Genomic DNA, 14,564 nt, shown 5'->3' with positions numbered 1-14,564 from the left:
AATAATTTAGCTCTTTAATACAGCCAGAATTGCCTGCTCCGTTTTTTCAACCCCAACCCCCGAAATAAATGGCATCCCCGTTATCAAAGGTACTCCATAATCCCTTTTAACCTTTGAAGTTGTAACAATTAAATCTGCTCCCGTCAAATAAGAATCAATCTCAGATATGCGTATCTGGCAGATCTCAACATCGATTCCATTCTTTTTGCATAAATCCACCACCTTATTTGCTGCTATAGTAGAAGTTGCAACTGCACCGCCGCATGCCACAATCACCTTCTTATGCATTCACTCATCTCCTTTTCCTTAATTGCATCAATCATCTGTTCTTCCGTTTTCGCATTCAGAAGCCTCATTAATATGGATTCATCCTGAATTACCTCCACAATGCTCTGAAGCTTTGTCAAATGCCGCTCAGGATTGTCAACAGCCAGCATAAAAACCAGTTTTACATTTACCACCTCCTCATCATTCCCCATTTGATGAAACGGCACCTTGTTCACTAATCTGGCTATTGCAATTTTACCCTTGTTTACATAATCAACCGCTGTATGAGGAATTGCGATTCCTAACAAGCCCGTATCGATCCCTGTGGGAAATTCTTTTTCTCTTTTTTTCAGCGCTTTCACATAATCTGGTTTGCAATATCCCGCCTTCACCAATGTTCCGCCCAAAATATCCATTACCTGGTCACTGCACTGCACATCTAAATCAAGAAAAATCAATTCCCTGTCTAATTCCTTCCACAGCATCTTCTTCTCTCCTTTCCTGTGTTTTCCTTACTGGTTCGATCATAGCATCAAACATGCCTAAAAAACAGTCAAGGTTCTTTCATAAATTGTGCAGGAAATTAGATTAGTATATTTCTTTGCACAAATTATGAAAGAACCTTTTTCACAATTAGTCCACCCGATATTCAAAGTGTTCAATTATAGCAATCATCGTCTCCGTATCCACAGCCTCCCGCAGCGCTCTTTTAAATTCCTGATTCTGCAGCATATTCACCAAATGAAAAAACGCCTTTAAATGAGACTTTTGATCAACTGCAGAAAGGCAGCAGACAAACTCTACCGGATCAAATTCTTCATTTCCAAATGAAATGGGAGTTTTCAGACGAATCAGAGACATCCCAAGTTTCAAAGTTCCCCTCTCTAGACCTTCATGAGGAAAAGCAAACCCTTCTGAGATCATAACATATGGCCCGTTCTCTTCGATGTTATGTATCATAGCATCAATGTACTGCTCTTCAATATATCCTTTCCTCATCAGAATTTCACCAGACCGCTTCACCGCCTCCCTCCAATCGGAGCATTCCACATCCAGTAAAATAAAATCTGCAGTTAGCAAATGGTGAAGACAGGGGGAAAAGATATCTCCCGTATCCTTTTCTCCCAGATAATTTTCCAGACACAGTTTTATCTCTTCCATGCAGGACCGTTCCGCTTCCGGCAGATACTTATTAATAACCGGAAGCATAGTTCTTATAATACTATTTACCGTTATCTCCTTTTTCTCCCTGCGAATTGGTAAATGCCTGCTATCCCGAATGGTATCGATCTTACTGCCCACACGAATATAATCCTCATCATTAAGAAGAGGGCTGACAACAATATGCTGAACCAGGCAATCTTTTAACGGAACTGTAGTAATTATCAAGTCTGCCTGGTCCGGCGTTATCAGCATAGCTTCATGAGAGGACACAATATCCACCACCTTAAAGTTAAAATGCTTCTTCAATCTTACCAACAGCAGCTGGGAGGTTCCCACCCCTCCATTACAGGCCAGTACAACATGAAATGCCACATCTTTATTCTTTTTTCTTTCTATGGCTGCACAAATATGGATTGTGATATAAATTAGTTCAATCTGCTCAACTTTCCTCTTTATGTATGGGAAAAAAAGACTGACACATCTTTGCACAGCCTCCAAAACCTCCGGATTATTCTGAATAATCGTCTGAAACGAATCTTCACAAGGCAGATAACCAGTTTTATTATAGAACATAGAGTGAAGATGGTTGGACAAATTCTCATAAAAATCATAATCGTCGTTAAGGTTTATATTTAAATCATCAGAAATATTTTCAATTAATTTTCTGGTGAGAAGCTGAATTTTAATTGTATTTCCATCTGCAAAATCTTTCTGTTTCAGATAACGGACACCCTCCAATATATTAGCTAAAAATAGTACTTCATCTTCAGTTGATAAGATATTGCAATACTGTGAAATGAATTTTAAAATATCCTGTGCCATGCGGTATTGTTTCCCAACTGTTCCGTATCCCTGAGGCTCCACATATTCCCCCTGTTTATTGCGCTGTATCATTACCCGGATATAATCTGTTATAAAATGAAATGATTCCTCTGTCAGATGAGAACCATGCAGCTTTTCCTGCTCAGTAATAATTTTACGAATGACAATCGCATTCCCGGCCTGCAGGACAAATTTTGTTTTCCCTTTTTCATCCTCCGTTAAAAACATCTGTTCCTTTTGTATCAGACCAAGAATAAATTTTCTTTTTAAGCTTTCTGCACCCTGTACCCACAATCCTTTGTTGGGGTAAGATATTAACTCTAAGCCAGTATCCTTTAATATATTTTTAATTAAATCCATATCCTTGATGATCGTTGCCCTGCTCACATACAGATAATCTGCAATCATTGAAAGTGTGATGAAGCCAGAAGAAGAAACTAAAATGGAAGCAGCCAGAGACCCCCGTTCTTCTCTTGATAATCGATAAGAATATAAGTCCTGTTTTGGTACAAACGGCATGATCCTCCCAAAATCACTTTGCCGAATCACCAGCCCTTTATCAAATGTAATGGGGCAAAATCCATTATCAATTAATAATTCATTAATTGCATTGATATCATTACGCAATGTTCTTTTAGAAATTTGATAATGCTGGCTTAGCTGATCCAGACTGATCTTACCTTCCGGCGCCAGGTCATTGATGATTGATACAATTCGCTGATTCATGATAAGCCCCCCCTTTTGATTAATCTTTGCAACTTTCTCCAATCGCGTTCAGTCGCTTTAATGCTACTTGTATAATAAAAAAATACAGCATAAGGTTATTACCACTCCCATGCAGTTGCATTTATGCCACTATATGATATATAGGATAGCTCATACGTAATGAAATGTCAATCATTAATCGCATATTTGCTTCTATATTTGTTGCATTCTTGCAACATTAATGCTATGATACAATCAGGAGGTAAAAATATGTCAATAACGGGTCAAAGAATTAAAAAAAGAAGGAAACAATTAGGGATGCGCGCAGACGATGTGGCAAGTCTGTTAGGTGTTTCAAGATCGACAGTCTTCCGATATGAAAATGGCAATATTGAGAAAGTCCCTGCAAACGTTCTGGAAAAATTAGCAGTGATTCTGAAAACAACTCCAGATTATTTAATTGGCTGTCAGAATTACTTTACTGAAAACAGCCATTGGCAGAGCGGTACATTCAAACCAGAGGATGGGATACTGCTCAAAGAAACGTATGATGATATCTACCGGACCGGAGATATGGATGAGATGGCAGCCATAGCAGAAATTTATTTAACACTGCCTGAGACAGAGAAGAAGAAAGCTTATGATTTTTTAGTCAACTTATCCAGACAGCCAATAAAATAAGAGGAGAATCATGTTATCCATTCTCCAGTACCTGTTCGCGTTCTTTCCAGTCCGGGATAGCCTCACAAAGAACGAACAAATCAATATCACTTTGCCCAGGTACCAGTTTTGCATTTATATCACCTGTTTGCGCTATGCCCATAACATTGTTACATTTTGATATTTCGCAAACCAGGTTGTCTTTTATCTGCAGAACATTCATATCCTCTTCCCTCCCATATCATTTAGCCGATATAACAGGCTTTCCGTTTTCATCAAGCAAGGGAGTAAACCCAGATGCATTGCCATTTCTGTGAAATATATAGTTTACACCCGTTTGCTTATCTACCCATATTTCCGTCACAGTTGCAATCTTTCCCTGCGCATAAATTCTCTCAAATCTCTCTTCAGACATATGATATCCTCCTATCCACCTAATAGTTACTCATAATTTTAGCCCATTAACTGCTGATAATCAATACCAAGCTTTCACATACTAAACTATATTGTGCCAAAAGAGATAAGAAGTCCATATAAATGTGTATAAGCCAGTGTCTCACGGTTGTGATATATATAATCAGTAATGTTATTTTGCTTATTGCAGTAATGTTCTGCGTCTTTTCTATCCATTCCGTGATTCATAAACCGGTCAATAGCCCTTGTTCTCCAGGCATCTGTTTTATGCTCATAAAACTCCTGAGCTTGTATAAAATCTGTCATTTTTTCATTATAATTATAAGATTCCGGTGAAATAAAACTAACCTTATCACTCATTCTTATATCAATATCTTTCACTCCAAGCTGTCTCATCATGTGGGGAATTTTCATACCAATGGAATAATCCCTTCCCTGACGTTCCAATTCAGTGCTCCACATTTTTCTAAATCCAGGATTTTCACATAAATAGTCATAATCCATACCCTCAATATAAAGCCCCGCATTTTCCAATTCTCTGTTGACCTCAACACATACAAGGCAGCCACCTTTTTTTGTAAACGAAATCATTTTTTCAAGAAACAACTGAGGATTATCAATGTGCCTTAAAACTGCCTGTGTTATGACAAAATCGTATTTTAAATCAGATTCATATGTCAACACATTATCACAAATAAATCTTATATGATTGTTGACACTGCCAAGTGCCTCTCTACCTTCGTTAATAAGGTTTTCACTAAAATCTACTCCTGTATAAGTACTGCCTTCAGGCATAAGCGGCATAAGCATACTGCTTAAAAAACCATAGCCACAGCCACAATCCAGAATATTGACTGGATTATTAATTTTCCAAACCTTTTCTATCAGAAATTGCAGATAATCTTTATTCCATAAAGAATCCCGGGTTCTTTTCAAGTATTCCAGGCGCTCACTCCAGTAACCTTTCATCCCCGATTCAGAAGGAATATAGGTTAGTGACGGCAAAGGTTTTAATCCTAGCAGCTCATCAACTGAAACATCAAAGTATTGCGCCAGCTGAGGCAAAAGCGTTATATCCGGGAATGTCACATTTGTTTCCCATTTGCTTACAGTCTGGTATGCCACACCCATAACATCTGCCAGTTCCTGCTGGCTGATTCCTTTATTCTTTCTAAGCTCGGCAATCATGATTTTCATCCGCTAATCCCTCCTTATATTCATATATAGATATTAACATAAGAATTTCATGTTTAGAATAACGCATTCTAAGAGTTTTCTCACGCTTTGAGTGAGTAACCTAAATTCTTATAAAACAGCAATAGCAAATCAGAAAAAAGGCATCTTCCTTTTTCCTCATCTGCTATTGTCTCAGTTGAAAGCATTGTATTTATTTCTTTCTGACAGGTATCCAGATTTCGCTGACATAGTCCTCACTCTGATTATTGCCTTCTGTATATACCTCAAAATCGCTTCCCTGAATACGCTCATAATCTGCCTGTGGCAGCCATTCACTATAAATTCGCTTCCAGACTTCCTGCATGGCTAAAGGCATGGGACCAATACACCTAAATACGGCCCAGGTATTTGCCGGAATAGTCATTAGTTCATATCCTTTTGGAACTTCTGCTCCTTCGGCATACTCCTGACCGATTCCGTATCTAAATTCATCAGAATCCGGCAGTTCCGGCTCGCAAATCCCCATATCGCCGGGTACCAGCTTATCGTAACCCTTCGAAAAATATTCCGTCCAGTAATCCGGAAGATCTGTAAAACTACTTTCCGTTTTAAACAGCCTTGTCATAACCAATACCTTAAATGCTTCTCTCGTGATAATCTTGTAATCCATAACAGTTCCACCTTCCAATTTTATTTTGATCAAAAGGCGACTAAAGGATTTCAGCCCGGAACCCTCAACCTTAGCCTGAGTCGGCGTAACTCCATGAAAACGCGCGAACGCCTTTGTAAAGCTTTCCGGTGTCTCATACCCGTATTTTAATGCTACATCGATTATTTTCTTATCAGACGAAGCAAGTTCCTGACCAGCAAGAGAAAGACGTCTGTTTCTGATATACTCTCCCACGGTCATATCTGTCAACAGACTGAAACACCTTTGAAAGTGAAAATTAGAAATATAGACGTGCGCCGCGACTTCCTCACAGGTTAACTCTTCAAGCAAGTGATCTTCCATATATTCAATTGCTTTGTTAAGACTCCTGACCCATTCCATTCAAACACCTCCTGACAAAGTAATAATAACAAAATGGAACATATTCATCCTGTCACAGAATGCTTCGATTTGTCTATTGCATTACGCAATGGATCAATACTCTCATTCAGATATTACTTATTCATAGATTTTCCCTTCCTCTTTCAGGCACTTTACCAATCTGAAATATTTTACCAATGGGATAAGAAACAGCCCGCCAGTAAATATCAGGACTATTCTGACTGTCAAAAGCATTGTATCCGATATTGAAGATGTATTTGGCACTAACGTCACAACTTCCAGCAGAAGTATCATTAACACGGCCCAGGCATACGCTCGCTTAACCCTTTTATATATATCCAATTTATCAGCCAGATCTGTATGCAGTTCAAAAGGTTTACCATCCCTTTTTTTCTCTAAAATCAAAAGTTCCTTATTGATCCCTCCTGGTGATGTAGCAATCTGTCCCAATCCTATTGCATATGGCCGCCATTTGATCCTGCCAAATGAATAGTTGAGATTAATATTTTTTGAAAAGGTCTGAAATCCCATGCTTTCAAGATATCTTCCATAGTCCTTCGCCTGGAGATACGCCCTATGTCCCACAAATTCTACTTTATATTCATATTCATCAGGCTCACATTTATCAAAAACATAGGTGATCTTACCACATTTTCTTAGCCGAAAACCGCACTCAGCCATACGATTTAACCATCTTTCCTGACCGTCCATAAAATCAAAAAAGTATCGGAATACTATTTTACTCATTCGCTTTTACCCCCTGACATGATAACAGAAGCCAATTTCACAACCTCTCTCATTCGTTGTAACTCTTCCTCCGCTTTTTGTCTTCCAACATCAGTTATGACATATTCTTTTTTCTTGCTGCCAGCTTCATCATCATAAGAAACAATCCACTTCTTCTTTACTAATGTATTAATAGCTCCATACAAAGTGCCCGCGCCTAAAACAACCCGTCCATTGGTTTCTTTATCAATAAACTGCATGATTCCATACCCATGATTGGGTTGATATACGGCCAGTAAAACAAGAAAGGTTGTTTCAGTCAATGCACCGCCTTTTATATTATCCCGAATAATTATCGCTCCCATCTATATTACGTTTACTGTAATAACCATATCACTAAACGTAATAAATTTCAAGCGATTAGAAAAAGAATTTAATCAGAACATCAAAACGGCGCTGTCCGTCATTATGACAAAACAGCGCCAAAACTTATACCCCACAGCATCTTCTCTAACTGCATTTTACTCACTTAAACATAATAGCTTCTCCATCAGAGCCACACTCCCAACATTGTAGCCGCTGCATGCGTAAACTGCGTTTAACCCTGGGTTCGTGACAATTAAAAGCGGAAGCTTTTCAGGATCCACATACACTTTACGAGCCAACGGTTCTACCCCCTCATCAAAGTTAAAGTAACCCACCTTGATTCCGGGAATTGCCTTGAGAACCTTTTGCACGGTTAAATTTTTTAAAGAATCTTCGCCTTGCAGCAGAAAAATAATCTGGGCATCCAGAGCATTTAAGGAATCCTTTTGCTCCAGCATTTCGTTAAGGACGTGCTCGGTGGGTTCCTGCCCTTCAGATAAGACAGCCAGTATATTGGCCTTCTCAGACATAAGTTCCGATGCAAAAACCATATGATCGCCCACATGATCTTTCATGTTCACTTCAAAATCATTTATCACATAGTCAACCAGCATGTCCTCCATTCTTCCAATCCTAAGGCGCATAGAGACCGTCTTTACTTCATCAGTTTTCAACTCAAATAAATATTCACTGGCATTTTGGTTTCCACTTGGAAGGCGGACGGAAGTAACAAGGCGATATTCTCCAGGTGCTAAATCCAGATTCAAAAAGCCTTCATTAAACTTTAACCCAGTATAATCCAAAGTTATAAACTGCCCATCTTTTTTCATACCAATGGTCCACGTCTGATAGTAAACTGGTACAATATCCGTATCTGCGTGCAATAACAGTTTTCCCTTTTCACCAGTGAGAGGCTTTGCTCCTTCATCCTCTCCAGTCACAGATACAAAACCATCATTTTCATATATCTCCGCTTCCAGATTCACAGTGTTAATCCTGGCGGGAATGCCCAAGGTACGGCAGATCGCTGCAAATAATATCTTCTGGCTAAGGAGATTGCCCTGTAAAAGCTTAAGGCTTCCAGCTGGTGTAGAAAAAATGGTCTTATAATCAAGCTTCGGTTCAAAACCTATGTTGTGCTTCACGTACTGCCAAATAGCCCTTGGATTTCTTCGGAATTCTTCCTTTTGCCTCTCACCAAAGAATCCATCAATAAATCCCCGGTAGTCCGTCATCTCTTCCAGCAATATTCTGGGACAGAGTATATACTTCCCATAAACATCCAGTTTCTTGTTCTCTTCCCAGATCTTACGGTACGGAGCCGCTCCATTTAAATGACTTTCCAGGATATCCGCACTGGCATCCTTATAATCCTTGATAGTCAGACTCTCCAGCATAATTTTCCGATCCGGGTTCTTATCCTGATTCATAAACCTGTAAATCTCATCAAAATTACCCGCCGATAACCGTAGAATGTGGTTCTGCCCGGAACTCACAGAGTCCTCTTCTCTAAAGTACCCTGCAATCCTTTCCTCTCTCACCTGATTCGCTTTGTTAATCCTGTCTCTGTTTCTTTGTTTTTGTTCTCTGGTAAGCTTAAACGTATGCATAGGATAGTCCCTTGGAGCTCTCACATCTGTATCGATCCAAACTTCCCGGAAGGATTTCCTGTTTTCATCCCTTAAATACAGCACTGCATGATCTTCCTCTTCTGGTGAGATCCATGCTTCACAGCTAAGTTTTCCTTTACCTGCCCAGACATGTACATCGCCCAGACCAATGGTAATTGTCACCTTACCCTGATTGTCCGTTACCAGGGACGCCACGCTGCAATATTCCGCCATATTAAGTATTTCAATCGAAACCAAAGCGTTTTCTACAGGATTACTCTCCTCGTCAAGCACCTGTATTTCATAAAATCTGGTCCAGGCATAGGTGGCCGTTTCATTATAATAAACCAGCAAATCCTCCTGTCCCAGACACTCATTCACTGTATCACCTGAATAATCAGAAAAGGTTCTGGTATGTACCAGCAATGCCCTGGAAGAAGCATTGGTAAACCAGCCCTTATTAAGTACTTCCTCCGGCTCACATGCCCCCAGAAAATACCATTTGCCATCCACGAACACCTCAACCCATGCATGGTTATCATCACAATGGGCCCATCTGGGTGTATATACCTGTCTCGCCGGTATGCCCACACTCCGGAAGGCTGTAACTGCAAAGGTGGATTCTTCCCCGCATCTGCCTTTTCCTGATTTATATACGGTTACTGGAGAAATGGTCCTGTTATCGGACGACTCATAAGTTCCGTTTTCTGCACACCAGTAATTGATTTCCAGCACTGCATCTCTCACAGAAAGTCCTTTAACCCGGTCAATTAGCTTATCATAAAAAAACTGACGGCAGTCTTCAATGTTTTCCGTATTGACCCGGTAATATAATATATGATGTAAAAAGATATCCTCCGGAATCTCCTGACACCATTCCATCTGCTCATAAACCATAAGAGAGTGCCTTACAAATCCCAGGAATACGTTAAACTCATATTCTCCGGCATCCCTAAGGGGCATCGTACCATATAGAAATTTCATGAGCACCTGTTCTTCAAAACTACAGCCTTCCATGGCTTTCTCAACTTCCCCTTTTAACCCTTTTAAATAGGGAAGTCTGAGTTCATATTTTTCCTGGGCATACCTCTGCAAATGTTCTGTAAACATTACAAATTTTCCTCCGCGTAATCATCTCATTTTATTCTTCCATAAAGCCTTCATCAAACAATTAAAGGATGGTGACCCCGGCTGAATAAAGCCTTTTGCACGTAGCTTCATCTGGACTTGAATCCGTAATAATTCCATCAATGTCATCAAAATGGGCAAATTTATAAGAATCATTAAAATAAAATTTATCCTTTTCCATTATCAGATACTTATGCCTGCTGCTGGCAATGGCAGCTCTCTTTGTCAGCCCATCCTCCACCCCCAGAGTAGTAATGGAATTATCGGTAAGATCCAGACCACAGGTCCCGATAAATGCCCGGTCGAAACTGTACTGCTTAATGATCTCAATGGCCGCCGCTCCCATAAATCCATTGACCGTATGGTACATAATTCCTCCGGTTCCGATAGCGACAATACTGGGATTCACAGCAAGTGTCTGCATAATATCAATCATATTTGTCACTACAGTCACCCGCTTATGGGACTTGGCAAGCAGATCCGCAACCATAATATTTGTAGTAGAAATATCCAGAAAAATGGTTTCATTCCCGCTTATGAGATCAAACGCTTTTTGGGCAATTAACATCTTTTTCTCAATATTCGTATCCCTTCGGTCAATTACATCTCTTTTCAGTGGATAATCCTGGGACAATAAAGCTCCCCCATAGGTTCGTTTCAGCTTTCCGGCATTTTCCAGGCTTTTTAGATCTTTTCGTATACAATCCTCTGTCACCTGAAAAAGGGCACTTAAATCCTTTACCTTCACCATTCCCTCAGCCTGAAGAATCTGTAATATCCTGTCTAAACGTTCTTCCGTAAACATGCTTTTTCCTCCATTAATTTTTTTGCCTGGCGTATCTCTTCCTCCCTCGTGCGGAAGATATCGTATTCACCGATTCCCGGAATTCCCATGCTTACATTCTCTTTCCGGTAAATCATACCGCTGTCCACGATCTCCTTGCCTGACATATGAAAAATCCTGGCGCCTATCTCATCCATCAGACAGGCCATAGTACTCACATTTACTCCGCTGCCGGCCATAATATCAATTTTGCCTGCTGCCTTGCGGATCAGTTCCCCCAAAAGCTTTCTCCCCTCTAAGCAGGTATTTTGCTGTCCCGAGGTCAGTATAGTATCTGCTCCCGCTTCTATGGCCTCCTCAAGGCTTTTATAAGGATCCCGGCATACATCGAAAGCACGGTGAAGAGTCAGACTGCCTTTCCCCACCTTTTCTTTAAGCACCTTTAACCGTTCCACATCAAGGTTTCCATCCGGTTTTAAAAAGCCTGTCACGATACCATCTGCACCAAGCTCCCGGAACATCCGGGCATCCTCAGCAATCATCTGGAACTCATAATCTGTATACAAAAAGTCGCCATACCGGGGCCTAACCAGTACATTTATGGGAATATCACAGGCTTTGCGTATTTGCTTAAACTGGCTCACTCCAGGAGTAGTTCCTCCAATCACCAGATTCGCACAGAGCTCCAGCCTTTGGGCTCCTCCCCGTACTGCCGCTATTGCAGACTCCACAGAATCCACGCAGACCTCCAAGATATAGTCTTTCATCATTTTCTCCTAACAATCTTTTTTTCATTGCCATCTTATTTCGCTTTATGGCAGGCCGCAAAATGTCCCGGTCTTACTTCTTTCATCTCCGGTGTTTTTTTGCTGCAGAGTTCTTCCGTATAGGGGCATCGTCCGGCGAAGAGGCACCCCTGCGTCAGACGGATAGGATCAGGAAGACTTCCTTCCAGCATGATTCTGTTCCGGGTCTTCTCCACATCCGGGTCAGGGATTGGAATTGCAGAAAGCAATGCCTGTGTATATGGATGCACCGGATCATCAAACAACGTCTCACTGTCTGCCAGTTCCACCATACTTCCCAGATACATAACGCCAATCCGGTCACTGATGTGTTTCACCATGGAAAGATCGTGAGCAATAAAGAGGTATGTAAGGCTTCTCTTCTTCTGTAACTCCTTCAGCAGATTAATTACCTGAGCCTGAATGGAAACATCAAGAGCGGATATGGGTTCATCACAGATTATAAACTCCGGATCAACAGCCAATGCCCTGGCGATCCCGACTCTTTGCCGCTGTCCCCCGGAAAATTCATGAGGAAAACGGTTTGCATGCTCCCCGGAAAGCCCTACCGTTTCCAAAAGCTCAATTACTTTCTCTTTCCGCTCCTGTCCTTTACAGATTCCATGAGCGTCCATTCCTTCTGCAATAATATCCATGACCTTCATGCGCGGATTTAAGGAAGCATAAGGATCCTGAAAAATCATCTGCATTTTCCTTGTAAAATCATGACGATCCGCCTGCGAAAGACTGTTATTAATTTCCCGCCCATCATATTTAATTGTTCCTTCAGTCGGTTCATACAGCTGAATTACCGTCCGGCCAAAAGTGGACTTTCCGCATCCGCTCTCTCCCACCAGTCCCAGAGTCTCTCCTTTATAAATATCCAGGCTGATATCTCTCACGGCTTTTAAAGTCTGGTTTTTCCCCACATGGAAATACTTTTTCAAATGTTTTACTTCTAATAAAGGTTTCTTATCCGCCGACATTCTGGTTTCCTCCTATTCCCTTAGGGCCTTTGCCCGCTCATCAAGCAGCCAGCAGCGCGCATAATGGGTTTTGCCGCAAAGCATATCCTCAGGAGGATACTGCCTGCAGACCTCCATGGTCTTCGTACATCTGGCCGCAAACGGACATCCATTTGGCGGTTCCATCAAATCCGGAGGTGTCCCCGGAATTGCAGTCAGCTCACTTCCCTTTTCAGAAGCCTTTGGTATAGAAGCCAGAAGCCCTTTTGTGTAAGGATGAGCAGTTTCATAAAACAACTCTCTCACATCAGCAGTTTCCACCAGCTGTCCTCCATACATAACAGCAACACGATCTGCAATATTAGCCACAACTCCAAGATTATGAGTGATAATAATAATAGAAGTTTTAATTTTTTTCTGTAAATCCCTCATCAGATCCAGGATCTGGGCCTGAATCGTTACATCCAGCGCTGTTGTAGGCTCATCAGCAATTAAAATCTTTGGATCGCAGGCCAGAGCCACTGCAATAACTACCCTTTGTCTCATACCTCCGGAAAGCTGATGGGGATACTGGTCATACCTTGCCTCCGGATTAGATATGCCCACCAAAGAAATCAGTTCAAGAGCACGGTCTTTCATCTGAGCCTTTGTCATATCCTTCCGATGTTCTTTCAGCACCTCCACAATCTGCTTACCAATGGTCATAGTAGGATTTAAAGAGGTCATCGGGTCCTGAAATATCATAGAAATATCAGATCCTCTAACTGCCTGCATCTGCCGCTCACTGTGTTTTGCAAGATCCTTTCCTTCTAAAAGTATACTGCCTTCTACAATTTTTCCATTTTTAGGAAGCAGTCCCATAATACTTTTTACAGAAATGGACTTGCCAGAACCGGACTCCCCTACGATTGCCAGAGTCTCCTGTTCATCCAAATGAAAACTGATTCCCCGGACCGCCTGAACCGTACCGTGCTGTGTCTGTATCTGTACCCGTAACTGATTAACTTCTAGTAATCTGCTCACTGACTCTTCACCTACTTTCTCATTCTTGGGTCCAGTGCATCACGCAGACCATCTCCAAGAATACTGAAACATACCATAATAAGAACAATAACAATGGCAGGAAAAATCAGTACATGGGGAAAATTACGAAGCACCTGGTATCCGTTATTAATCAAAACTCCCAGAGAGGCCTTAGGCTCCTGCATACCAATACCTATAAAGCTTAAAAAAGCCTCTGTAAATATGGCAGACGGAATGGTAAACATAGCATTGATGACAATTACCCCAACCGTATTGGGTATCAGATGCTTCCATATAATCCGGGAAGTGCTGGTTCCCAAAACACGGGCTGCCAGTACAAACTCCTGATTCTTAAGCTTTAAAATCTCCGCCCTGACCAGACGGGCCATATTCACCCAGCCGGTAATAGAAAGAGCCACAACAATAGTCCAAATGCCAGCCGGCATAATCATCATCAATAGAATCACAATAATCAAGTGAGGAATTCCCACCAGTATTTCAATGAACCGCTGCATAACCGCATCCACTTTTCCGCCTATAAGGGCAGAAACCGCTCCATACGCTACCCCAACAGTTAAATCCAAAAATGCAGCCACAAATGCAATCAGCAGTGATATCCGGGTCCCCATCCACGTTCTCACCCACAGATCCCGTCCAAACTGATCCGTTCCAAACAAATGTGTGATGGAAGGAATTTGATAAATAATATCATAATTCGTTTCTTTATAAGAATAAGCAGAAAATACCGGAGCCAGTATTGCCAAAATACCAATTGCTATTAAAGTAAACAAACTGGCAACAGCCGCTTTATTTTTCTTCAAACGGAGCCATCCCTCCTGAAATGCGGTCAGATTGGGATGAGCAATATGTTCTTTTTCAGATTCATCCACATGAACCCTCACAAATAATTCATCCATA

The 14,564-nt window shown here is 41.1% G+C and carries 16 protein-coding genes; 1 reads left to right on the top strand and 15 read right to left on the bottom strand.

Annotated features, from left to right (window positions below):
- Positions 1–6: 6 nt before the first annotated feature.
- The 3 genes from gatB to RZO55_RS09135 all read right to left on the bottom strand — a co-directional run bounded on the left by gatB (position 7) and on the right by RZO55_RS09135 (position 2,979).
- Positions 7–288, bottom strand: coding sequence for a PTS galactitol transporter subunit IIB (gene gatB / locus RZO55_RS09145; RefSeq protein WP_318063971.1), 282 nt, complete (start codon positions 286–288; stop codon positions 7–9).
- A complete protein-coding gene (locus RZO55_RS09140) occupies positions 273–752 on the bottom strand; it encodes a PTS sugar transporter subunit IIA (protein ID WP_318063970.1) in 480 nt (159 codons plus the stop codon). Before RZO55_RS09140 ends, gatB begins: the two co-directional genes overlap by 16 nt.
- Positions 753–900: 148 nt before the next feature.
- Complete coding sequence (locus RZO55_RS09135) at positions 901–2,979, bottom strand: BglG family transcription antiterminator (protein ID WP_318063969.1); 2,079 nt, start codon at positions 2,977–2,979, stop codon at positions 901–903.
- 249 nt (positions 2,980–3,228) lie between these two features.
- Here RZO55_RS09135 and RZO55_RS09130 point away from each other — a divergent pair, with 249 nt between their 5' ends.
- Entirely contained in the window at positions 3,229–3,639 is a 411-nt protein-coding gene (locus RZO55_RS09130) for a helix-turn-helix domain-containing protein (RefSeq protein WP_318063968.1), read from the top strand.
- Between the two features lie 13 nt (positions 3,640–3,652).
- Here RZO55_RS09130 and RZO55_RS09125 read toward each other — a convergent pair whose 3' ends face one another.
- The 12 genes from RZO55_RS09125 to RZO55_RS09070 all read right to left on the bottom strand — a co-directional run bounded on the left by RZO55_RS09125 (position 3,653) and on the right by RZO55_RS09070 (position 14,563).
- Positions 3,653–3,841 carry a hypothetical protein gene (locus tag RZO55_RS09125; protein ID WP_318063967.1) on the bottom strand — a complete coding sequence of 63 codons (189 nt, stop codon included), beginning with the start codon at positions 3,839–3,841 and terminating at the stop codon, positions 3,653–3,655.
- Positions 3,842–3,859: 18 nt separating this feature from the next.
- Positions 3,860–4,033 (bottom strand): DUF6440 family protein, encoded by a 174-nt coding sequence (locus tag RZO55_RS09120; RefSeq protein WP_318063966.1) that lies wholly within the window; start codon positions 4,031–4,033, stop codon positions 3,860–3,862.
- An 86-nt stretch (positions 4,034–4,119) separates the two neighbouring features.
- On the bottom strand, positions 4,120–5,229 hold the full coding sequence (locus RZO55_RS09115) for a class I SAM-dependent methyltransferase (RefSeq protein WP_318063965.1): 1,110 nt from the start codon (positions 5,227–5,229) through the stop codon (positions 4,120–4,122).
- 190 nt (positions 5,230–5,419) lie between these two features.
- Complete coding sequence (locus RZO55_RS09110) at positions 5,420–6,259, bottom strand: AraC family transcriptional regulator (protein WP_318063964.1); 840 nt, start codon at positions 6,257–6,259, stop codon at positions 5,420–5,422.
- A gap of 117 nt (positions 6,260–6,376) precedes the next feature.
- Positions 6,377–7,006 carry a DUF2812 domain-containing protein gene (locus RZO55_RS09105; RefSeq protein WP_318063963.1) on the bottom strand — a complete coding sequence of 210 codons (630 nt, stop codon included), beginning with the start codon at positions 7,004–7,006 and terminating at the stop codon, positions 6,377–6,379.
- Positions 7,003–7,350, bottom strand: coding sequence for a PadR family transcriptional regulator (locus RZO55_RS09100; RefSeq protein ID WP_439100040.1), 348 nt, complete (start codon positions 7,348–7,350; stop codon positions 7,003–7,005). Before RZO55_RS09100 ends, RZO55_RS09105 begins: the two co-directional genes overlap by 4 nt.
- Positions 7,351–7,506: 156 nt before the next feature.
- Entirely contained in the window at positions 7,507–10,071 is a 2,565-nt protein-coding gene (locus RZO55_RS09095; RefSeq protein WP_318063962.1) for a transglutaminase domain-containing protein, read from the bottom strand.
- 61 nt (positions 10,072–10,132) lie between these two features.
- The gene (locus RZO55_RS09090) at positions 10,133–10,894 is read right to left on the bottom strand and encodes a DeoR/GlpR family DNA-binding transcription regulator (protein ID WP_318063961.1); all 762 of its coding nucleotides are present in this window, start codon (positions 10,892–10,894) and stop codon (positions 10,133–10,135) included.
- The gene (locus RZO55_RS09085; protein ID WP_318063960.1) at positions 10,873–11,640 is read right to left on the bottom strand and encodes a copper homeostasis protein CutC; all 768 of its coding nucleotides are present in this window, start codon (positions 11,638–11,640) and stop codon (positions 10,873–10,875) included. The genes RZO55_RS09090 and RZO55_RS09085 overlap by 22 nt, the downstream gene beginning before the upstream one ends.
- Positions 11,641–11,675: 35 nt before the next feature.
- On the bottom strand, positions 11,676–12,644 hold the full coding sequence (locus RZO55_RS09080; protein WP_318063959.1) for an ABC transporter ATP-binding protein: 969 nt from the start codon (positions 12,642–12,644) through the stop codon (positions 11,676–11,678).
- Between the two features lie 12 nt (positions 12,645–12,656).
- Positions 12,657–13,646, bottom strand: coding sequence for an ABC transporter ATP-binding protein (locus RZO55_RS09075; protein ID WP_318063958.1), 990 nt, complete (start codon positions 13,644–13,646; stop codon positions 12,657–12,659).
- A gap of 11 nt (positions 13,647–13,657) precedes the next feature.
- Complete coding sequence (locus RZO55_RS09070) at positions 13,658–14,563, bottom strand: ABC transporter permease (protein WP_318063957.1); 906 nt, start codon at positions 14,561–14,563, stop codon at positions 13,658–13,660.
- Position 14,564 lies beyond the last annotated feature (1 nt).

The sequence above is a fragment of the Clostridium boliviensis genome (assembly GCF_033342255.1).
In the GTDB taxonomy this organism is placed as follows: domain Bacteria; phylum Bacillota; class Clostridia; order Lachnospirales; family Lachnospiraceae; genus Lacrimispora; species Lacrimispora boliviensis.
The sequence above is the reverse complement of the archived record's forward strand: the minus strand, read 5'-3'. Positions and strand labels throughout refer to the sequence as shown.

Bases quoted from the DNA above. Each gene is read 5' to 3' on its own strand.
- gatB (WP_318063971.1), bottom strand. From the start codon at position 288: ATGCATAAGAAGGTGATTGTGGCATGCGGCGGTGCAGTTGCAACTTCT.
- RZO55_RS09140 (WP_318063970.1), bottom strand. From the start codon at position 752: ATGCTGTGGAAGGAATTAGACAGGGAATTGATTTTTCTTGATTTAGAT.
- RZO55_RS09135 (WP_318063969.1), bottom strand. From the start codon at position 2,979: ATGAATCAGCGAATTGTATCAATCATCAATGACCTGGCGCCGGAAGGT.
- RZO55_RS09130 (WP_318063968.1), top strand. From the start codon at position 3,229: ATGTCAATAACGGGTCAAAGAATTAAAAAAAGAAGGAAACAATTAGGG.
- RZO55_RS09125 (WP_318063967.1), bottom strand. From the start codon at position 3,841: ATGAATGTTCTGCAGATAAAAGACAACCTGGTTTGCGAAATATCAAAA.
- RZO55_RS09120 (WP_318063966.1), bottom strand. From the start codon at position 4,033: ATGTCTGAAGAGAGATTTGAGAGAATTTATGCGCAGGGAAAGATTGCA.
- RZO55_RS09115 (WP_318063965.1), bottom strand. From the start codon at position 5,229: ATGAAAATCATGATTGCCGAGCTTAGAAAGAATAAAGGAATCAGCCAG.
- RZO55_RS09110 (WP_318063964.1), bottom strand. From the start codon at position 6,259: ATGGAATGGGTCAGGAGTCTTAACAAAGCAATTGAATATATGGAAGAT.
- RZO55_RS09105 (WP_318063963.1), bottom strand. From the start codon at position 7,006: ATGAGTAAAATAGTATTCCGATACTTTTTTGATTTTATGGACGGTCAG.
- RZO55_RS09100 (WP_439100040.1), bottom strand. From the start codon at position 7,350: ATGGGAGCGATAATTATTCGGGATAATATAAAAGGCGGTGCATTGACT.
- RZO55_RS09095 (WP_318063962.1), bottom strand. From the start codon at position 10,071: ATGTTTACAGAACATTTGCAGAGGTATGCCCAGGAAAAATATGAACTC.
- RZO55_RS09090 (WP_318063961.1), bottom strand. From the start codon at position 10,894: ATGTTTACGGAAGAACGTTTAGACAGGATATTACAGATTCTTCAGGCT.
- RZO55_RS09085 (WP_318063960.1), bottom strand. From the start codon at position 11,640: ATGAAAGACTATATCTTGGAGGTCTGCGTGGATTCTGTGGAGTCTGCA.
- RZO55_RS09080 (WP_318063959.1), bottom strand. From the start codon at position 12,644: ATGTCGGCGGATAAGAAACCTTTATTAGAAGTAAAACATTTGAAAAAG.
- RZO55_RS09070 (WP_318063957.1), bottom strand. From the start codon at position 14,563: ATGGATGAATTATTTGTGAGGGTTCATGTGGATGAATCTGAAAAAGAA.